Source organism: Aeromonas veronii bv. veronii (assembly GCF_000820225.1).
Lineage (GTDB): Bacteria > Pseudomonadota > Gammaproteobacteria > Enterobacterales > Aeromonadaceae > Aeromonas > Aeromonas veronii.
Genome location: NZ_CDDK01000002.1, coordinates 114,319 through 128,859, shown reverse-complemented (window position 1 = coordinate 128,859; position 14,541 = coordinate 114,319). Strand labels below are relative to the sequence as shown.

The following is a 14,541-nucleotide window of genomic DNA, read 5'->3' as shown; positions in this document are numbered from 1 at the left end:
TGTTAATGTCGACATTCTAGGGAGATTCGATGAATGTTCGCTGAATATGCCGTCAAAGTAGCGGCGAGATATCGAGACGCCCCTGCAAATCGGCTTCAAGTGGATTGTTTATAAACGGAATTTCGCCGAGGAAGGGAGCTGGCAGCAAGCCCCTCAGGGTGTCCAGATTTTCCTGATAATGGCTCATGGAACCATGGAGCCGATTAATTACCCACCCCGCCACCGGCAGCTGATCATTGCGAATGGCGGCAAAGGTGAGCAGCGCATGGTTGAGGCAACCCAGCTTGGCCCCCACCACCATGATCACCGCCATGTTCTCCTGTTTCACCCAGTCCGACAGCAGATGCTTGCGATCGAGCGGCAGATACCAACCCCCCGCCCCTTCCACTACCGCCAGCTCGGCCCCGGCCTGTTCAATCTTGCGTAGCCCCTCGCTCAACCCCTGCATGGTGATAGGCTGGCGCGCCTCGCTGGCGGCAATGTGGGGCGCAATCGGCGGCTCATAGGCGAACGGATTGACCACCTCATAGGGCAGCGGCAGACTCGCCGCCTCCTGCAACAGAACGGCATCCAGGTTGCGCAGCCCGTCCGGAGTGCGGGCACATCCGGCCGAGACCGGCTTGTAACCCGCGCACTTGATCCCCTGTGCGCTGAATTCGCGCAGCAGGGTGCGCGCCACCAGCGTCTTGCCCACATCGGTATCGGTGCCGGTGATAAAGAATGATTTCATACGGTTCTCTCCTTGGCAGGGCCCATTGACTACCCTGCACACACTGCGATTCCCGGCGCTCAGCGAGGCTTGCTGAGACGGCCGAGGCACACCCGATAACTGGCGACCAGCCTGCCATCGGGCTGGCGAAACGCCTCATACGCCTGCGTCAGCTGCTGCAATCTGGCGCGACCGCTCAGACCGGCCGGGGCGGCACTCCCCTGATTGTCATTGACCTGATTGGCCCCAATCCCCTTGAGATCGCGCAACAACTGCGGCAATTCAAGATAGGCGAGATCCCAGGTGATACAACGCAGCTCGGGAGCAGATACCCCGGCGCTAGCCAGCGCCTGCTCCAATTGTGGCAGGCTGAGGAAGCGATTGACATGGGCGCGACCATCAAGCTGCTGCCAAGCGGCTCGCAACTGCCAGAGCGACTCATCGAGCAGGGTCGAGAAAAAGATCTGGCCGCCCGGTTTGACCACCCGCAGCAGCTCGCCAAAAGCCTGGGCCGGACGCTCGCACCACTGCAACGCCAGACTGGAGAAAACCCAGTCGAATGTGTTATCGGCGAAAGGAAGCTGCTCCGCATCGCCGCAGAGCAGGCGGGCGCCGCTGCCACGCAAGGCGGCCTGCGCCAGCATGCCGGGGGCGAGATCCAGCCCCACCAGCTGGTGACAACGGCTCGCCAGTTGGGGCAAGAAAAAGCCGGTACCGCAGCCCAGATCCAGCCCGCTCACAGTCAGTTCAGTGCCAACCAGCCTGTCTGGCATCCATTCCAGCAGCGCCTGACCCACCTCCTGCTGAAAGCGGGCGTGGGCATCATAATGACGAGCGGCGGCGCCGAAACGGCGAGCAAGCTGCGCCTTGTCGACCGTTTGAAAACGCTCAGCCATAGTGAGCCTCCCCAAGCGTTGTCGCTGCAGGGCAGACCCCCAAGGCATCGAGCAGGCGATCTACATCCTGCTCGCGGTGAGCCGCACTCAGGGTAATACGCAGCCGGGCCGTACCGACCGGCACAGTGGGCGGGCGGATGGCGCTCACCCAGACGCCGCGCTCCCGCAGCCGTTCGGCCAGTTGCAAAGCAGCAAAGCTCTCCCCCACCAGCAGCGGCTGGATCGGGGTGTCGCTCGCCCCCAACAGCCAGCCCTGCGCCTTTGCCCCTTGTCGGAAACGGGCGATCAGCTGGCCAAGATGGGCGCGGGACTTATCAGCCGCGCGCACCAGTTCGATGCTCTTGCTGACCGCGCAAGCCTGCGCGGCGGGCATATGGGTGCTGTAGACATAGTGGCGGGCGAAGTTGACCAGATACTCCACCAGCTCGCGGCTGCCGCCGACAAAGGCACCGGCAACCCCGAGCGCCTTGCCAAAAGTGCCCATCTGGATGTGTACGCTGGCTGGAGGAACCCCCTGCGCCGCCAGAGTGCCGCGCCCCTCGGGCCCCTGCACGCCGAGGCCGTGGGCATCGTCGATCATCAGCCAGTTGCCGCTCCGGGCTGCCAATGCCGCGAGTTCACCCCAGGGGGCCTGATCCCCGTCCATGCTGAACACTCCCTCCGAGACGATGAGCCCGCGATTTGGCTCAAGCTGCCGTTCAAGGGCCGCCATATCGTTGTGGGCAAAACGCTTCATCTTGCAAGGGAGCTGGCTGCCCATCTCCTGCAAAGAGGCGTGGTTGAGTTTGTCCTGCCACAGCAGATGTTCCTTGCCGAGCAGGGCTTTGAGCACCGCCTGATTGGCCGAAAAACCGCAGTTGAACAGCAGTACCGCCTCCACCCCGAGCCACTCGGCCAGGGTCTCCTCAAGCTGTTGGTGGGCATGACTGTAACCGGTCACCAGCGGCGAGGCGCCGGAGCCCGTGCCATAGCGCTCAATCCCCGCGTTGAAGGCGGCCTTGATGGCGGGATGATCAGCCAGCCCCAGATAGTCGTTGGCGGAAAAGTTGAGGTAGTCTCGCCCCGCTACCCTGAGTCGCCCGCCACTCGCCCCGTCGGTCGCGATGCGGTTGCGCAGCAGGCCAGCCTGCTCGCGCTCGGCCAGCGCTGCGCCCAACCCAAAGGGGCCCGTTACAGCAGGACCAGTCATGACCGCGCAGTCTCTGCACGGGGGCGGGTGGCGTCATAAAACATCTCGGCAGGTTCGCTCTGGCGGCTCACCTCGGCCAGCAGCTCCTCTTCTTGAACCTGATCCGGTTTCTGGGCCCGCTGGGCGGGGCGAATACCGAGCCGCTTGAACAGCTGCATATCGCTGTTTTCGTCCGGGTTGGGGGTGGTCAGCAACTTGCAGCCATAGAAAATGGAGTTGGCCCCGGCCATAAAGCACATCGCCTGCATCTGCTCGTTCATCTTCTCCCGCCCGGCGGAGAGGCGCACATGGGAGGCAGGCATCATGATCCGCGCCACCGCGATGGTGCGGATAAATTCGAACGGATCGAGGTTCTCTTCGTTCTCCAGTGGCGTCCCCTTCACCTTGACCAGCATGTTGATGGGCACGCTCTCGGGGTGACGGGGCAAGTTGGCCAGCGCCATCAAGAGGCCCGCCCGATCTTTCGCCTGCTCGCCCATACCGACGATGCCGCCGGAGCAGACCTTCATGCCCGCGCCGCGCACATGCTCCAGGGTATCGAGCCGGTCCTGATAGGTGCGGGTGGAGATGATCTCGCCGTAGAACTCCGGCGAGGTGTCGAGGTTGTGGTTGTAGTAATCGAGCCCCGCAGCGCCAAGACGGGCCGCCTGATCTGCGGTGAGCATCCCCAGCGTCATGCAGGTCTCCATACCGAGCCCGCGCACCTCCTCGATCATCCGGATGATGTAGGGCATGTCCTTCTCTTTGGGATTGCGCCAGGCGGCCCCCATGCAAAAGCGTGACGAGCCGTTGGCCTTGGCTTCGCGGGCCCGCTCCAGCACCTTCTCCACCTCCATCAGCCGCTCGGCTTCGAGCCCGGTGTGGTAACGGGCGCTCTGGGGGCAGTATTTGCAATCTTCCGGGCAGGCGCCGGTCTTGATGGAGAGCAAAGTACTCACCTGCACTTCATTCGGGTCAAAGTAGGCGCGGTGGACGGTCTGGGCCTGAAACAGCAGATCGTTGAACGGCAGGGCAAACAGGGCCTGAACCTCGGCGAGGGTCCAGTCATGACGAAGGGCGTGACCGCCCGCGGTGAGAGCATTCATACATGGCTTCCGGTTGTTATTAGTGGGATCCTGCGCCCGCCATCTTGGGATGGACGGCCACAAAACCCGTCGCCAGGCCCGCGCGCTCAGGGTGATGCGCAGTGCCAAGTGGCTGAAATTGTTGGCTAGTGTAGAGAGCACGCGTAGACTGTCAACACCGACCAGATCAAACCAATTGACAACAGAACAACAAATGACCAATCAAGAGTTCGACCTGCACCACATCTGGCACCCCTATACCTCCCTCACTCACCCCCTGCCCTGCTATGAAGTGGCCAGCGCCAAAGGGGTGAAGATCACTCTCAGCGACGGCCGTGAACTGGTGGATGGCATGAGCTCCTGGTGGGCTTGCGTGCACGGCTATCAGGTGCCGGAGTTGGACGCCGCCACCACCGCCCAGCTCGGCAAGATGTCCCACGTGATGTTTGGCGGCCTCACCCACGCCCCGGCGGTCGAGCTCTGCCGCAAGCTGGTGGAGATCACTCCAAAGGGGCTTGATCGGGTATTTCTGGCCGATTCCGGCTCGGTGGCAGTGGAAGTGGCGCTCAAGATGGCCCAGCAGTATTGGCACGCCAGGGGGACGCCCAGAGCCAAGTTTGTCGCCCTGCGCAGCGGCTATCACGGCGACACCTTTGGCGCCATGAGCGTCTGCGATCCCGATGGCGGCATGCACGAGCTCTACAAGGGGTTTCTGCCGGAACACTATTTTGTCGATGCGCCCAGCTGTCGCTTCCACGCCGAGTGGGACGAGCAGTGCGTGGTGGAGCTGGCGACACTCATGGCGGATCATCACGAGGAGATCGCCGCCATCGTGCTTGAGCCCATAGTGCAGGGCGCTGGCGGCATGCGCTTCTATCACCCCCGCTACCTGCAGTGGGTGCGCGCCCTGTGCGACGAATTCGGCGTGCTGCTGCTTGCTGACGAGATTGCCACCGGCTTTGGCCGCACCGGCCAGCTGTTTGCCTGCGACTGGGCGGGGATCAGCCCCGACATCATGTGTCTGGGCAAGGCGCTTACCGGCGGCTACCTCACCCTCTCGGCGACCCTGACAACCGAGCATGTCGCCCGCACCATCTGTGACGGCAAGGCTGGCGTCTTTATGCACGGCCCCACATTTATGGGCAACCCGCTTGCCTGCGCGGTGGCCAACGCCTCCATCGATCTGCTGCTGGCCTCACCTTGGCAGGAGCGAGTGCGCGCCATCGAGCATCAGCTGCGAACAGAACTGGTAGAGCTGACCCTGCACCCGGCGGTCGCCGATGTGCGGGTGCTCGGCGCCATCGGGGTGGTGGAGATGAAAGAGCGGGTGGATGTGGCGCGCATCCAGCGCAAGTTTGTCGAACTGGGCGCCTGGATCCGCCCCTTTGGCAAGCTGGTCTACCTGATGCCCCCGTTCGTCATCACCCCTGAAGAGCTGCGGGTATTGACCGGCGCCATCCGTCAGGCCATCACCGAAGGCGAGTTTTAAGGCATGCAGCGGGCGGCCATCGCTGCCGCCCGTTTGACTACCCGCATTTGATATATAAAGAGGGCAACTTTATCCACTTCAGTGCGCTTTCACTTGCCGTAATGTGAGCAAAACACCAGACCTGAGGCCCCAAGAGGGGTAAACTGCTGTGGTTTTACCATCAAGAAAGACTGCTCATGCGCCTCTCCATTGCTGCCAAAATCAACTTTTTCCTGCTCTTCATCTTCTCCATGGTACTGGTCTTCTCCGCAGCCTATCAGGCGGTGCGCGAGCGCGATCTCATCCTGACCCTCATCAAGGAGCAGAGCCGCGAGCAGACCGAAGCCTATTTCGATGGCCTCAACATGCTGATGCTGACCGGCAAGATGGATGCCCGCGATACCCTGCGCGGCAAGTTTCTCGACCATGCCCATGTGGAGGATGCCCGCATCGTCCGTGGCGACGCGGTGAGCAAACAGTTCGGGCCGGGACGGGAGACAGAGCAGGTAAAGGATGAGTTTGATGAGCTGGCTCTGGCGGGCAAAGGGAGCCTGGAGGTGGTGCACAATGGCATGCACAGCCGTCTGGTGGTGACCCGACCGCTGCTGGCCAAGAAGGATTTTCGCGGCACCGACTGCACCAGCTGTCATCTGGTGCCGGAGAACACTGTGTTAGGGGCGGTGCGCTTTGACTACTCCCTCGATTCGCTGTTTACCCGGGTCGAGCAGAATATTCTCACCTCGGCGCTGATCCTCACCGGCATCTTCGGGATGGGACTGCTGCTGACCCTCTGGGTCATCCGCACCTGGATCGTGCGCCCTCTCAACCAGTTGACCCGCTCAATGGAAGAGGCGACTGACTTGCACGACTTCGGTCACCGGCTGGAGGGGGATGACGGCGACGAGATTGGCCGGGTGGCGGTGGCCTACAACCAGATGCTCGACAGCGTGGAGCGCCAACTCGGCAAGCGCACCAAGGCCAGCAGGCAGGAACCGGATCAGCCCCGCTAAGACGAACGCTTAACCGACGTAGTAGAAGAGCAAGCTGGCGATCAGCACCAATAGCAGGATGGCCAGATTGACATGCCGGGAGTCATCCTGACGGCGGCTGCGCTTGCGCTCCAGCAGCAACACCGCCAGCGTCAGGGCGCAGCAGCTCCAGAGCCCGTAGACCAGCCAGGGGGTAAGGGACGGGTCCCAATAATCGCGCACCTCGATCCCGCCATAGACCAGAAAACCGTAGGCAATTTCGGGCCGGGCATAGTGGTAAAGGGAGAGCAGCACGATAAAGCCGCCCCAGCAGAGCATCACCAGCCCCTGCAACACCCGTGTCAGCCAATCTGGCCCATGCCGCCGATCTTTCACCCACCTCTCCTGCGCCCGTGACACTCTTGTTGAGTGAACCATGCCGAAAACCCCACCAGAGTCCGACATTTTTGCTTGTTTATCAAACCCGCGCGGGTAAGATTGACGGCTTAGTCTGCCATGGTGGGCCATCTGTGCCCGGGCCAGACTCCCTAGTGTTGCAAATAGCGCTGCAAGAACAAGCTGGAGACAATATTTCGATGACGCACGCATCCGTAGTAGATGTGCTGGCCGGTAAGTATCCGGTCGGCACCACCCAAACTGTCAAAGGGTGGATCCGGACTCGCCGTGATTCCAAGGCGGGGATCTCATTTTTGGCCATTTCCGATGGCTCCTGTTTCCATCCGGTACAGGCAGTTGTCCCCAATACCCTGGCCAATTACGAGAATGAAGTGCTGCGTCTGACCACTGCCTGCTCCGTGGAAGTGACCGGCGTGGTTGCCGCCTCTCAGGGCAGCGGCCAGGCTTTCGAACTGCAGGCGACCGAGGTGAAGGTAGTCGGCTGGGTCGAAGATCCGGACACCTACCCGATGGCTGCCAAGCGCCACAGCATCGAATACTTGCGTGAACAGGCCCACCTGCGCCCGCGCACCAACATCGTTGGCGCCGTGACCCGCGTTCGTCACTGCCTGGCGCAAGCCATCCACCGCTTCTTCCACGAAGAGGGTTTCCTCTGGGTTGCGACCCCGCTCATCACCGCTTCTGACACCGAAGGTGCCGGCGAGATGTTCCGCGTCTCCACTCTGGACATGGAAAACCTGCCGCGCACCGACGCCGGCAAGGTGGACTACAACGAAGATTTCTTCGGCAAAGAGGCTTTCCTGACCGTATCCGGCCAGCTGAACGCCGAAACCTATGCCTGCGCCCTCTCCAAGGTCTACACCTTCGGCCCGACCTTCCGCGCTGAAAACTCCAACACCAGCCGCCACCTGGCCGAGTTCTGGATGGTTGAGCCGGAAGTGGCCTTCAACGATCTGGAAGATAACGCCGCACTGGCCGAAGCCATGCTGAAGTATGTCTTCAACGCCGTACTGACCGAGCGTCGCGACGATCTGGAGTTCTTCGCCCAGCACGTGGACAAGGATGCCATCGGCCGTCTGGAGCGTTTCGTCTCCTCCGACTTCGCCCAGATCGACTACACCGACGCCATCGAAGTGCTGCAAAACTGCGGCAAGAAGTTCGAGTTCCCGGTCTCCTGGGGTATCGATCTCTCCTCCGAGCACGAGCGCTATCTGGCCGAGGAGCACTTCAAGTCTCCGGTGGTGGTGAAGAACTACCCGAAAGATATCAAAGCCTTCTACATGCGCCTCAACGACGACGGCAAGACCGTTGCCGCGATGGACGTACTGGCACCGGGCATCGGCGAGATCATCGGTGGTTCCCAGCGTGAAGAGCGTCTGGACGTGCTGGATGCCCGTCTGGCCGAGATGGGCCTGAACAAGGAAGATTACTGGTGGTATCGCGACCTGCGTCGCTTCGGTACCGTGCCGCACTCCGGCTTCGGTCTGGGCTTCGAGCGTCTGGTTGTATACGTGACCGGCATGGGCAACGTCCGCGACGTGATCCCGTTCCCGCGTACTCCGCGTACCGCCGAGTTCTGATCAGCGGCATCTTGCCACTGCATTGCAAAAGCCGACCTGTAGGTCGGCTTTTTTATTGTCACCGTTATGGGTGATACTCAGGATCAACCGGCACAAGGAACTCGTCGCCTATGGGATATCGCCTGCTGCTCTCGCTACTGCTGTCCTGCATGCCTGTTCAACTGTGGGCCGAGCCCGTTCGTCTGACCACCCTGGAGTGGCCCCCCTACACCAGCCAGAGCCTGCCCGATGGCGGCCTCACCGGTCATATTGTCAAACGCGCCTTTGCCGAAGCGGGACTGGAAGTGACGTTCGACTTCTACCCCTGGCAGCGGGCAGTGCGCCTGGCGGCCGACCCGACCCAGCCTTATAGCGGCTATTTTCCCGAGTACCTCTCCGACACCCTGCCCACCCTGTGGCGCAGCTCCCCCAGCGTGGGCGACAGCGTGCTGGGCATGGCGCAGCGCTCAGGCCCCCCCATCCCCTGGCAGCAGCTCACGGATCTCGCCCCCTACCGGATCGGCGTGGTGGAGGCGTACGTCAACACCCAGGAATTCGATGCTCTGATGGCCAGCAAGCGCCTCAACACTGCCGCCGTCGATGCGGACCTGCTCAACCTGCGCAAATTGCAGCGCGACCGGCTCGATCTGGCGGTGATCGATCGGGATGTCTTCCACTGGCTCATCAACCATGATCGCAAGCTGAGCAGCGCCGGATTGCAATTTCACCCGAAGATCCTCGAACACAAGAGCCTGCACATCATGTTTCGCCCCGATCAGCAGGCGTTGCAGCAACGGGTGGCGCAGGCCATTGCCAGATTGGATATTGCCAAGCTGAGCGAGGATTATCAGCGCCGCTATCTGCAGCAAGCACCTGCGGCCAAGTGAGCCAACCCGCTGAAGTCAGCCCTTGCTGGCAAAAATAGCCTGAGCGCTGGCTTTTTCACCCTATTCTGCCGCCATCGAGCCCTTTTTATGCCCCTCCCCTGCAGCCCTGTTGCCGCTCTGTGCTGCCACCATGACCACCGGATGGCTTGGCCCCGAGTGATACCACTTGGTGACAAAAATAATGTTTTTGTTAGTACGTGGTTTTTAAGTGGTTTAATCAAAAATTCATCGAGTTATTGAAGTAACTCAATTTTTTCACTTTTTCAGGGGAGCAGAATAGCAACTAACCCTTTTGGGCTAAATAAAACAGACAATGACAATTCATGGTTCAGGCTACCCGCGGCAATATGGGTTGAATCACACGAGGTAACGGAATGATCTTGATGGAATTTTTAGTGGTACTCGGCTGCTTGCTGCTGGGTACCCGCTTTGGGGGCATGGGACTCGGTCTCATCAGTGGTATCGGTCTCTTCCTGCTGACCTTCGTCTTCGGCCTGGTGCCGGGCGAACCGCCTGTTCAGGTAATGCTGACCATTCTGGCGGTGATCGGCTGTGCCGCCACCCTGCAGACTGCCGGTGGCCTCAACCTGATGATGCAAGTGGCCGAGCGTCTGCTGCGCCGTCACCCGCAATACATCACTATCCTGGCGCCGCTCACGACCTGGACCCTCACCTTCCTGTGCGGTACCGGCCACGTGGTCTACACCATGTTCCCCATCATCGCTGACATCGCGCTGCAGAAGAACATCCGTCCCGAGCGCCCGATGGCAGTGGCCTCCGTTGCCTCCCAGATGGCCATCTGCGCCTCCCCGGTCTCCGTTGCCGTGGTCTCCATGGTCTCCATTCTGGCGGCCGGTCATGGTATCGGTCAGGCTTACGGCCTGCTCGACATCCTGATGATCGCCATCCCCTCCTCCCTGACCGGTGTCATCGTGGCAGCCCTGTGGAGCCTGCGTCGCGGCAAGGATCTGGACAAGGACGAAGAGTTCCAGGCCAAGATCAAAGATCCGGAGCAGCGTGCCTTCATCTACGGCGGTGGTGAAACCCTGCTCAACACCAAGTTCCCGAAAGAGGCCTACTGGTCTACCTGGATCTTCTTCGCCGCCATCGCTGCCGTGGTATTGCTCGGTGCCAACGAAGGTCTGCGTCCGGTGTTCACCATCAAGGACAAAACTGGCCCGCTCTCCATGAACCTGGTGATCCAGATGATGATGCTGATCGCCGGTGCCATCATCCTGATGCGCTGCAAGGTCAAGCCGGGCGAGATCGCCAACGGTGCCGTCTTCAAGGCAGGCATGGTCGCCATCTTCTCCGTATTCGGGGTGGCATGGATGAGTGAGACCTTCTTCCAGGCTCACATGCCGCTGCTCAAAGAGACTCTGGCCCATGTGGTACAGGCCCAGCCCTGGACCTACGCCCTGGTGCTCTTCCTCATCTCCAAGCTGGTAAACAGCCAGGCCGCCGCCCTCACCGCCATCGCCCCCATGGGTCTGGCGCTGGGTGTCGAGCCGAAGCTGCTGATCGCCTTCCTGCCGGCGAGCTACGGCTACTTCGTGCTGCCGACCTACCCGAGCGACCTGGCCTGTATCGGTTTCGACCGCTCCGGCACCACCCGCATCGGCAAGTTCATCATCAACCACAGCTTCATCATTCCGGGGCTGATCGGGGTGGTGACCTCCTGCTCGCTGGGCTTTATCCTCACCAGCATCCTGCTCTAATCGCAGCGGCGTTTACCACGCTATTGCAATACAGGCCCCCGCTTCGGGGGCCTGCTTTTTTCCCCGCTCAGTTACCTCAACCACTTCCCCGCCGCCATTTCCGGACACCATGCCTTTACCTCTGCCCCCGCCGCTGGGTAGCATGCCTCCTCGTTCACCATCGGAATCTCATCCATGTCTCGCGTCATCCTGCTCTGGAGCGGTGGCAAAGATGCCATGCTGGCCCTCTGTCATGCCCGCCAAGCGGGCCATCAGGTGGTGGCACTGGCCACCTTTGCGCCGCCAGAACCCCGATTTCTCGCTCACCCCTTGCCGCTGGTGCGCCGTCAGGCGGAAGCCCTCGGGCTGCCCCATCTGCTGGTCACCATAGAAGCGCCGTTCGGTCTCGGTTATGAGCGGGCACTGGCACGGCTCAAAGAGGAGTGGCAACTCGATGGGGTGGTGACCGGCGATATCGACAACGTGGGCGGTGCGCCTAACTGGATCCGCGAGCGCTGCCGCCCGCTTGGTATCACCGTGCATACGCCGCTCTGGCAACTCTCCCGCGAGGCACTGCTGGCGGATCTGCTGGCACGCGGCATCGTCGCCCACCTCTCCTGCGTCGATACCCGGGTACTGGCCCCCGAGTGGACTGGGCGCACCCTCGATGCCGCCACCCTCGCCGAGTTGCAACAACTGGCCGAGCGCGAGGGCTTCGATGCCAGCGGCGAGCAGGGGGAGTACCACACCATGGTGACCGACGGCCCGGGCTTTGCCGCCCCGCTGCGCCTCGATGGCTGGCTGGTGGCGCGCCAGGATCACCTGGCCTATCTGGCCGAACCGCAGGGGTAACGGCCTCAAGCAAGCAGCCAACTCACTTAGCGCGCGAAAAATCGAGATAAAAAAACGGGAGGCAACAGCCTCCCGTTTGGATTTGAGCGGACCAGTTTTGAACGGGCCATGGCGACCCGAACAAGGGATAAACCAGTTTATTTCACCAACTTGCCCAGCACCCGCTGCAACAGGCGGATGCGCGGCTCGATGCTCTCCAGCAGCAGGAATTCCGCCTCCGAGTGGAAACCGCCGCCCATGGGGCCGAAACCATCCAGCGACGGCACCCCCGCGGCGGCGGTGAAGTTGGCATCCGAGCCGCCACCGGCCTCCAGCCAGTTGAAGGGGATCCCCTCCTCCTTGGCTGCCGCCTCCACCAGCGCCATCAGCGCCTCGGTGTCACCGCTCGGGCGCATCGCCGGCTTGAAGGTCTGGCGATCCACCTCGACCCGACAACCCGCGAGGAAGGGGTTGTTGGCCATAAAGGTGAGCCGGTCGTGCACCGCAGCAGCCTCTTCGTTACTCCAGAAGCGCAAATCCACGATCGCCTCGGCAAAGTCCGGCACCACGTTGACACCGGTGCCGCCCTGTACCACGCCGACGTTCATGGTGGTGCCCGTGGTCATGTTGACCTGCTCGTTGATGGCCAGCACCCAATGCGCCAGCTCGGTGATGGCAGAGATCCCTTCGGTCAGCGCCGAACCGGCGTGGGAGGCCTTGCCGTGGAAGGTGATGCGGTACTTGGCATTGCCCTTGCGGGCGCTGATGAGATCCCCGTTGGGACGGGCTGCCTCGGCCACCAGCACGCAGCCGCTCTGTTTGGCCTTCTCCACCAGCCAATCTTTCGACCAGGGGGAGCCAATCTCTTCGTCGCAGTTGTAGCAGACCAGCACCTTGAGCTTGGCAAGCAATGCCGGATCCATCTCTTTGAGGGCATACCAGATAGAGAGCAGGCCGCTCTTCATGTCCGACACACCGGGACCAAAGGCTTGATTGCCTTCGATTTTCAGCGGGCGCTTGGCCGCCGTCCCCTCGGGGAAGACGGTATCCATGTGGCCGCACAGCATCACATCGTAGTGATCGGCACCCGGCGCATTGGTTGCCTCGAGGCAGGGGCCGCACTCGGCAGCAAACTGGTGGCGAGTCACCTGCCAGCCGATGGCCTCATATTTCTCGGTCATGATGTCGGCCACTTTCGCCACCCCGGCCGGGGTGCGAGTACCGCAATCGAGGTTGATGAGCGGGGCCAGATCGGCCAGATAGCTATCGAGGGAAAACGGGCTCTTTACAACTGTCATTATCTTCTCCATGCAACAATCAGCGTTGATGGCCGATCGTCTATTGCAACAAAGCGACACAGTGAGAAAAAGGCGGGCAGCCATGCTACCCGCCCGACCGGTAAATTCCAAACACCACTACATAACCCACATCACTACATAAACAGCAGATAGTTGAGGGTCAACGCCGTCACCAGCGCCCCCGCCATCGGCACGCTGGTGCGCTTGACCACGGTAAAGGGCGATACCTTGGCAATCCCCGCACAGGCGATCAGCACAGCCGCGATGGGAGAGACGGTACGGCCGATACTGGAAGCGAGCTGCATCGGCAGCAGCATGGTCACCGCAGGTACGCCAAACTTGGCTGCCACCGCCGGAGCCAGGGTCGAGAAGCTGAGGAACGCCGCATTGCCGGAGCCCATGATGACCGCCGCCACCATGATCAGCGCCACCATCACCAGCGTCATCAGACCGCTGCCGATACCGGCATTGCTGGCAGAGTGCAGCAGGGTATCGATGGCGCCGATGGCCTTGAGGGATTCGGCAAACAGCTCGGCACAGACGATGAGCGCCACCACGGGGCCAAACACCTTGCCCATGCCGTCGAGGAAGCTCGACAGCCCGGCAAACGCGGTACGCACCGAGCGGCTACGCAGCAGCTCGCACAGCATGCCGATAAAGACAGACAGCAGCATGGCCACCTCCACGCTCATCTTGATGTCGCTCACCAGCAGCTTGGAGAAGGTCATCATCAGCACGAAGGGGATGATCGGCAGCAGGGCATACCAGGTGGGCGCCTGCACGCTCTCGGTGCCCTGCTCGTCCAGCTCGGCGTGATCGCCACGATGGAGCGCAGGATCCCAGCCATCCTTGCGATCGCAGTGACGCTGCCAGAAGAAGTGCAGCACCATGGTCACCAGCAGCATGGGGGCCACCAGCCAGATCTGGTAGTCGACAAAATAGCTGGTCGGATCCATGCCGGATTGACCGGCGGAGAAGATGGCGTTGGTCTGGGTCGGGCCAATTTCAAACGCCTGTGAGGTAGCGATGACGCCACAGGCGGAGGCCGGGCTGATGCCGAGGTTGCGCATCACCGGGTACATGGTGACCATCAACAGCAGGCCAAGGCCGGTAGCGGAGGTAACGAACAGGGAGACAAAGACCGCCACCAGATAACAGATAGAGAGCATCAGGTAGCTGGACTGGATGCCTGCCACCGGTTTGACCGCCACCCGCACCAGCGCCTGGGAGGCCCCGATATGGGACATGTAGGTGGCAAAACCCGCCACCGCCATGATGGTGAGGCCGAGGCCCGCCGCGCGGTAGGAGAAGATCCCCTTGAACACTTCGAACAGGTCGAACAGGGCGAAGCCGGTGCTCTTGTCAGCGGGGAGAATGGGGTGCAGCCCCAACCAGTAGGCCACTGCAAAAATGGCCATGCCCGCCAGCGCCAGCACCGCCTGCGGGTTGTAATCCTTGATAATGCCGTAGACCACGGCGACCAGAACGAGCAAGACGAATAAAAGTTCCAATATTCACTCCTGATAAATTTATCGAAGAGCGAAATCTAGTGATCTGA

The 14,541-nt window shown here is 61.4% G+C and carries 13 protein-coding genes; 6 read left to right on the top strand and 7 right to left on the bottom strand.

All coding sequences use genetic code 11. The features are described 5' to 3' along the window. Positions 1–52: 52 nt before the first annotated feature. The 4 genes from bioD to bioB are packed head-to-tail and all read right to left on the bottom strand — an operon-like array spanning position 53 to position 3,879. Complete coding sequence (gene bioD / locus BN1139_RS00565) at positions 53–730, bottom strand: dethiobiotin synthase (RefSeq protein WP_005337893.1); 678 nt, start codon at positions 728–730, stop codon at positions 53–55. A 59-nt stretch (positions 731–789) separates the two neighbouring features. Further along, the gene (gene bioC / locus BN1139_RS00560; protein ID WP_013723936.1) at positions 790–1,605 is read right to left on the bottom strand and encodes a malonyl-ACP O-methyltransferase BioC; all 816 of its coding nucleotides are present in this window, start codon (positions 1,603–1,605) and stop codon (positions 790–792) included. After that, positions 1,598–2,794 carry an 8-amino-7-oxononanoate synthase gene (bioF, locus tag BN1139_RS00555; protein ID WP_041915418.1) on the bottom strand — a complete coding sequence of 399 codons (1,197 nt, stop codon included), beginning with the start codon at positions 2,792–2,794 and terminating at the stop codon, positions 1,598–1,600. Before bioF ends, bioC begins: the two co-directional genes overlap by 8 nt. After that, positions 2,791–3,879, bottom strand: coding sequence for a biotin synthase BioB (gene bioB / locus BN1139_RS00550; RefSeq protein ID WP_013723938.1), 1,089 nt, complete (start codon positions 3,877–3,879; stop codon positions 2,791–2,793). Before bioB ends, bioF begins: the two co-directional genes overlap by 4 nt. Positions 3,880–4,072: 193 nt before the next feature. Between bioB and bioA the strand changes: the two genes are divergently transcribed. Together bioA and BN1139_RS00540 are read left to right on the top strand one after the other, a co-directional pair. Beyond that, positions 4,073–5,347, top strand: coding sequence for an adenosylmethionine--8-amino-7-oxononanoate transaminase (gene bioA, locus BN1139_RS00545; RefSeq protein ID WP_013723939.1), 1,275 nt, complete (start codon positions 4,073–4,075; stop codon positions 5,345–5,347). 176 nt (positions 5,348–5,523) lie between these two features. Further along, positions 5,524–6,336 carry a HAMP domain-containing protein gene (locus tag BN1139_RS00540; RefSeq protein ID WP_005350472.1) on the top strand — a complete coding sequence of 271 codons (813 nt, stop codon included), beginning with the start codon at positions 5,524–5,526 and terminating at the stop codon, positions 6,334–6,336. Positions 6,337–6,345: 9 nt separating this feature from the next. Here BN1139_RS00540 and BN1139_RS00535 read toward each other — a convergent pair whose 3' ends face one another. After that, on the bottom strand, positions 6,346–6,690 hold the full coding sequence (locus BN1139_RS00535; protein ID WP_005350469.1) for a hypothetical protein: 345 nt from the start codon (positions 6,688–6,690) through the stop codon (positions 6,346–6,348). Positions 6,691–6,890: 200 nt separating this feature from the next. Here BN1139_RS00535 and asnS point away from each other — a divergent pair, with 200 nt between their 5' ends. The 4 genes from asnS (at position 6,891) to BN1139_RS00515 (ending at position 11,706) form a co-directional block, all read left to right on the top strand. After that, positions 6,891–8,291 (top strand): asparagine--tRNA ligase, encoded by a 1,401-nt coding sequence (gene asnS, locus BN1139_RS00530; protein WP_005337914.1) that lies wholly within the window; start codon positions 6,891–6,893, stop codon positions 8,289–8,291. A 110-nt stretch (positions 8,292–8,401) separates the two neighbouring features. Next, positions 8,402–9,157 carry a substrate-binding periplasmic protein gene (locus BN1139_RS00525; RefSeq protein WP_005350464.1) on the top strand — a complete coding sequence of 252 codons (756 nt, stop codon included), beginning with the start codon at positions 8,402–8,404 and terminating at the stop codon, positions 9,155–9,157. A gap of 374 nt (positions 9,158–9,531) precedes the next feature. Next, positions 9,532–10,875 (top strand): anaerobic C4-dicarboxylate transporter, encoded by a 1,344-nt coding sequence (locus BN1139_RS00520; RefSeq protein WP_005337916.1) that lies wholly within the window; start codon positions 9,532–9,534, stop codon positions 10,873–10,875. Between the two features lie 174 nt (positions 10,876–11,049). Further along, complete coding sequence (locus tag BN1139_RS00515) at positions 11,050–11,706, top strand: Dph6-related ATP pyrophosphatase (protein WP_005350462.1); 657 nt, start codon at positions 11,050–11,052, stop codon at positions 11,704–11,706. A 137-nt stretch (positions 11,707–11,843) separates the two neighbouring features. On the opposite strand, the gene BN1139_RS00510 is transcribed toward BN1139_RS00515, so the two are convergent. Further along, a complete protein-coding gene (locus BN1139_RS00510; RefSeq protein ID WP_013723940.1) occupies positions 11,844–12,983 on the bottom strand; it encodes a M20 family metallopeptidase in 1,140 nt (379 codons plus the stop codon). A 134-nt stretch (positions 12,984–13,117) separates the two neighbouring features. Further along, entirely contained in the window at positions 13,118–14,494 is a 1,377-nt protein-coding gene (gene dcuC / locus BN1139_RS00505; RefSeq protein WP_005350454.1) for a C4-dicarboxylate transporter DcuC, read from the bottom strand. Between the last annotated feature and the right edge of the window lie 47 nt (positions 14,495–14,541).

What these genes read in the sequence shown, in the direction of transcription:
- bioD (WP_005337893.1), bottom strand. Translation starts at nt 730, where the DNA reads ATGAAATCATTCTTTATCACCGGCACCGATACCGATGTGGGCAAGACG.
- bioC (WP_013723936.1), bottom strand. Translation starts at nt 1,605, where the DNA reads ATGGCTGAGCGTTTTCAAACGGTCGACAAGGCGCAGCTTGCTCGCCGT.
- bioF (WP_041915418.1), bottom strand. Translation starts at nt 2,794, where the DNA reads ATGACTGGTCCTGCTGTAACGGGCCCCTTTGGGTTGGGCGCAGCGCTG.
- bioB (WP_013723938.1), bottom strand. Translation starts at nt 3,879, where the DNA reads ATGAATGCTCTCACCGCGGGCGGTCACGCCCTTCGTCATGACTGGACC.
- bioA (WP_013723939.1), top strand. Translation starts at nt 4,073, where the DNA reads ATGACCAATCAAGAGTTCGACCTGCACCACATCTGGCACCCCTATACC.
- BN1139_RS00540 (WP_005350472.1), top strand. Translation starts at nt 5,524, where the DNA reads ATGCGCCTCTCCATTGCTGCCAAAATCAACTTTTTCCTGCTCTTCATC.
- asnS (WP_005337914.1), top strand. Translation starts at nt 6,891, where the DNA reads ATGACGCACGCATCCGTAGTAGATGTGCTGGCCGGTAAGTATCCGGTC.
- BN1139_RS00525 (WP_005350464.1), top strand. Translation starts at nt 8,402, where the DNA reads ATGGGATATCGCCTGCTGCTCTCGCTACTGCTGTCCTGCATGCCTGTT.
- BN1139_RS00520 (WP_005337916.1), top strand. Translation starts at nt 9,532, where the DNA reads ATGATCTTGATGGAATTTTTAGTGGTACTCGGCTGCTTGCTGCTGGGT.
- BN1139_RS00515 (WP_005350462.1), top strand. Translation starts at nt 11,050, where the DNA reads ATGTCTCGCGTCATCCTGCTCTGGAGCGGTGGCAAAGATGCCATGCTG.
- BN1139_RS00510 (WP_013723940.1), bottom strand. Translation starts at nt 12,983, where the DNA reads ATGACAGTTGTAAAGAGCCCGTTTTCCCTCGATAGCTATCTGGCCGAT.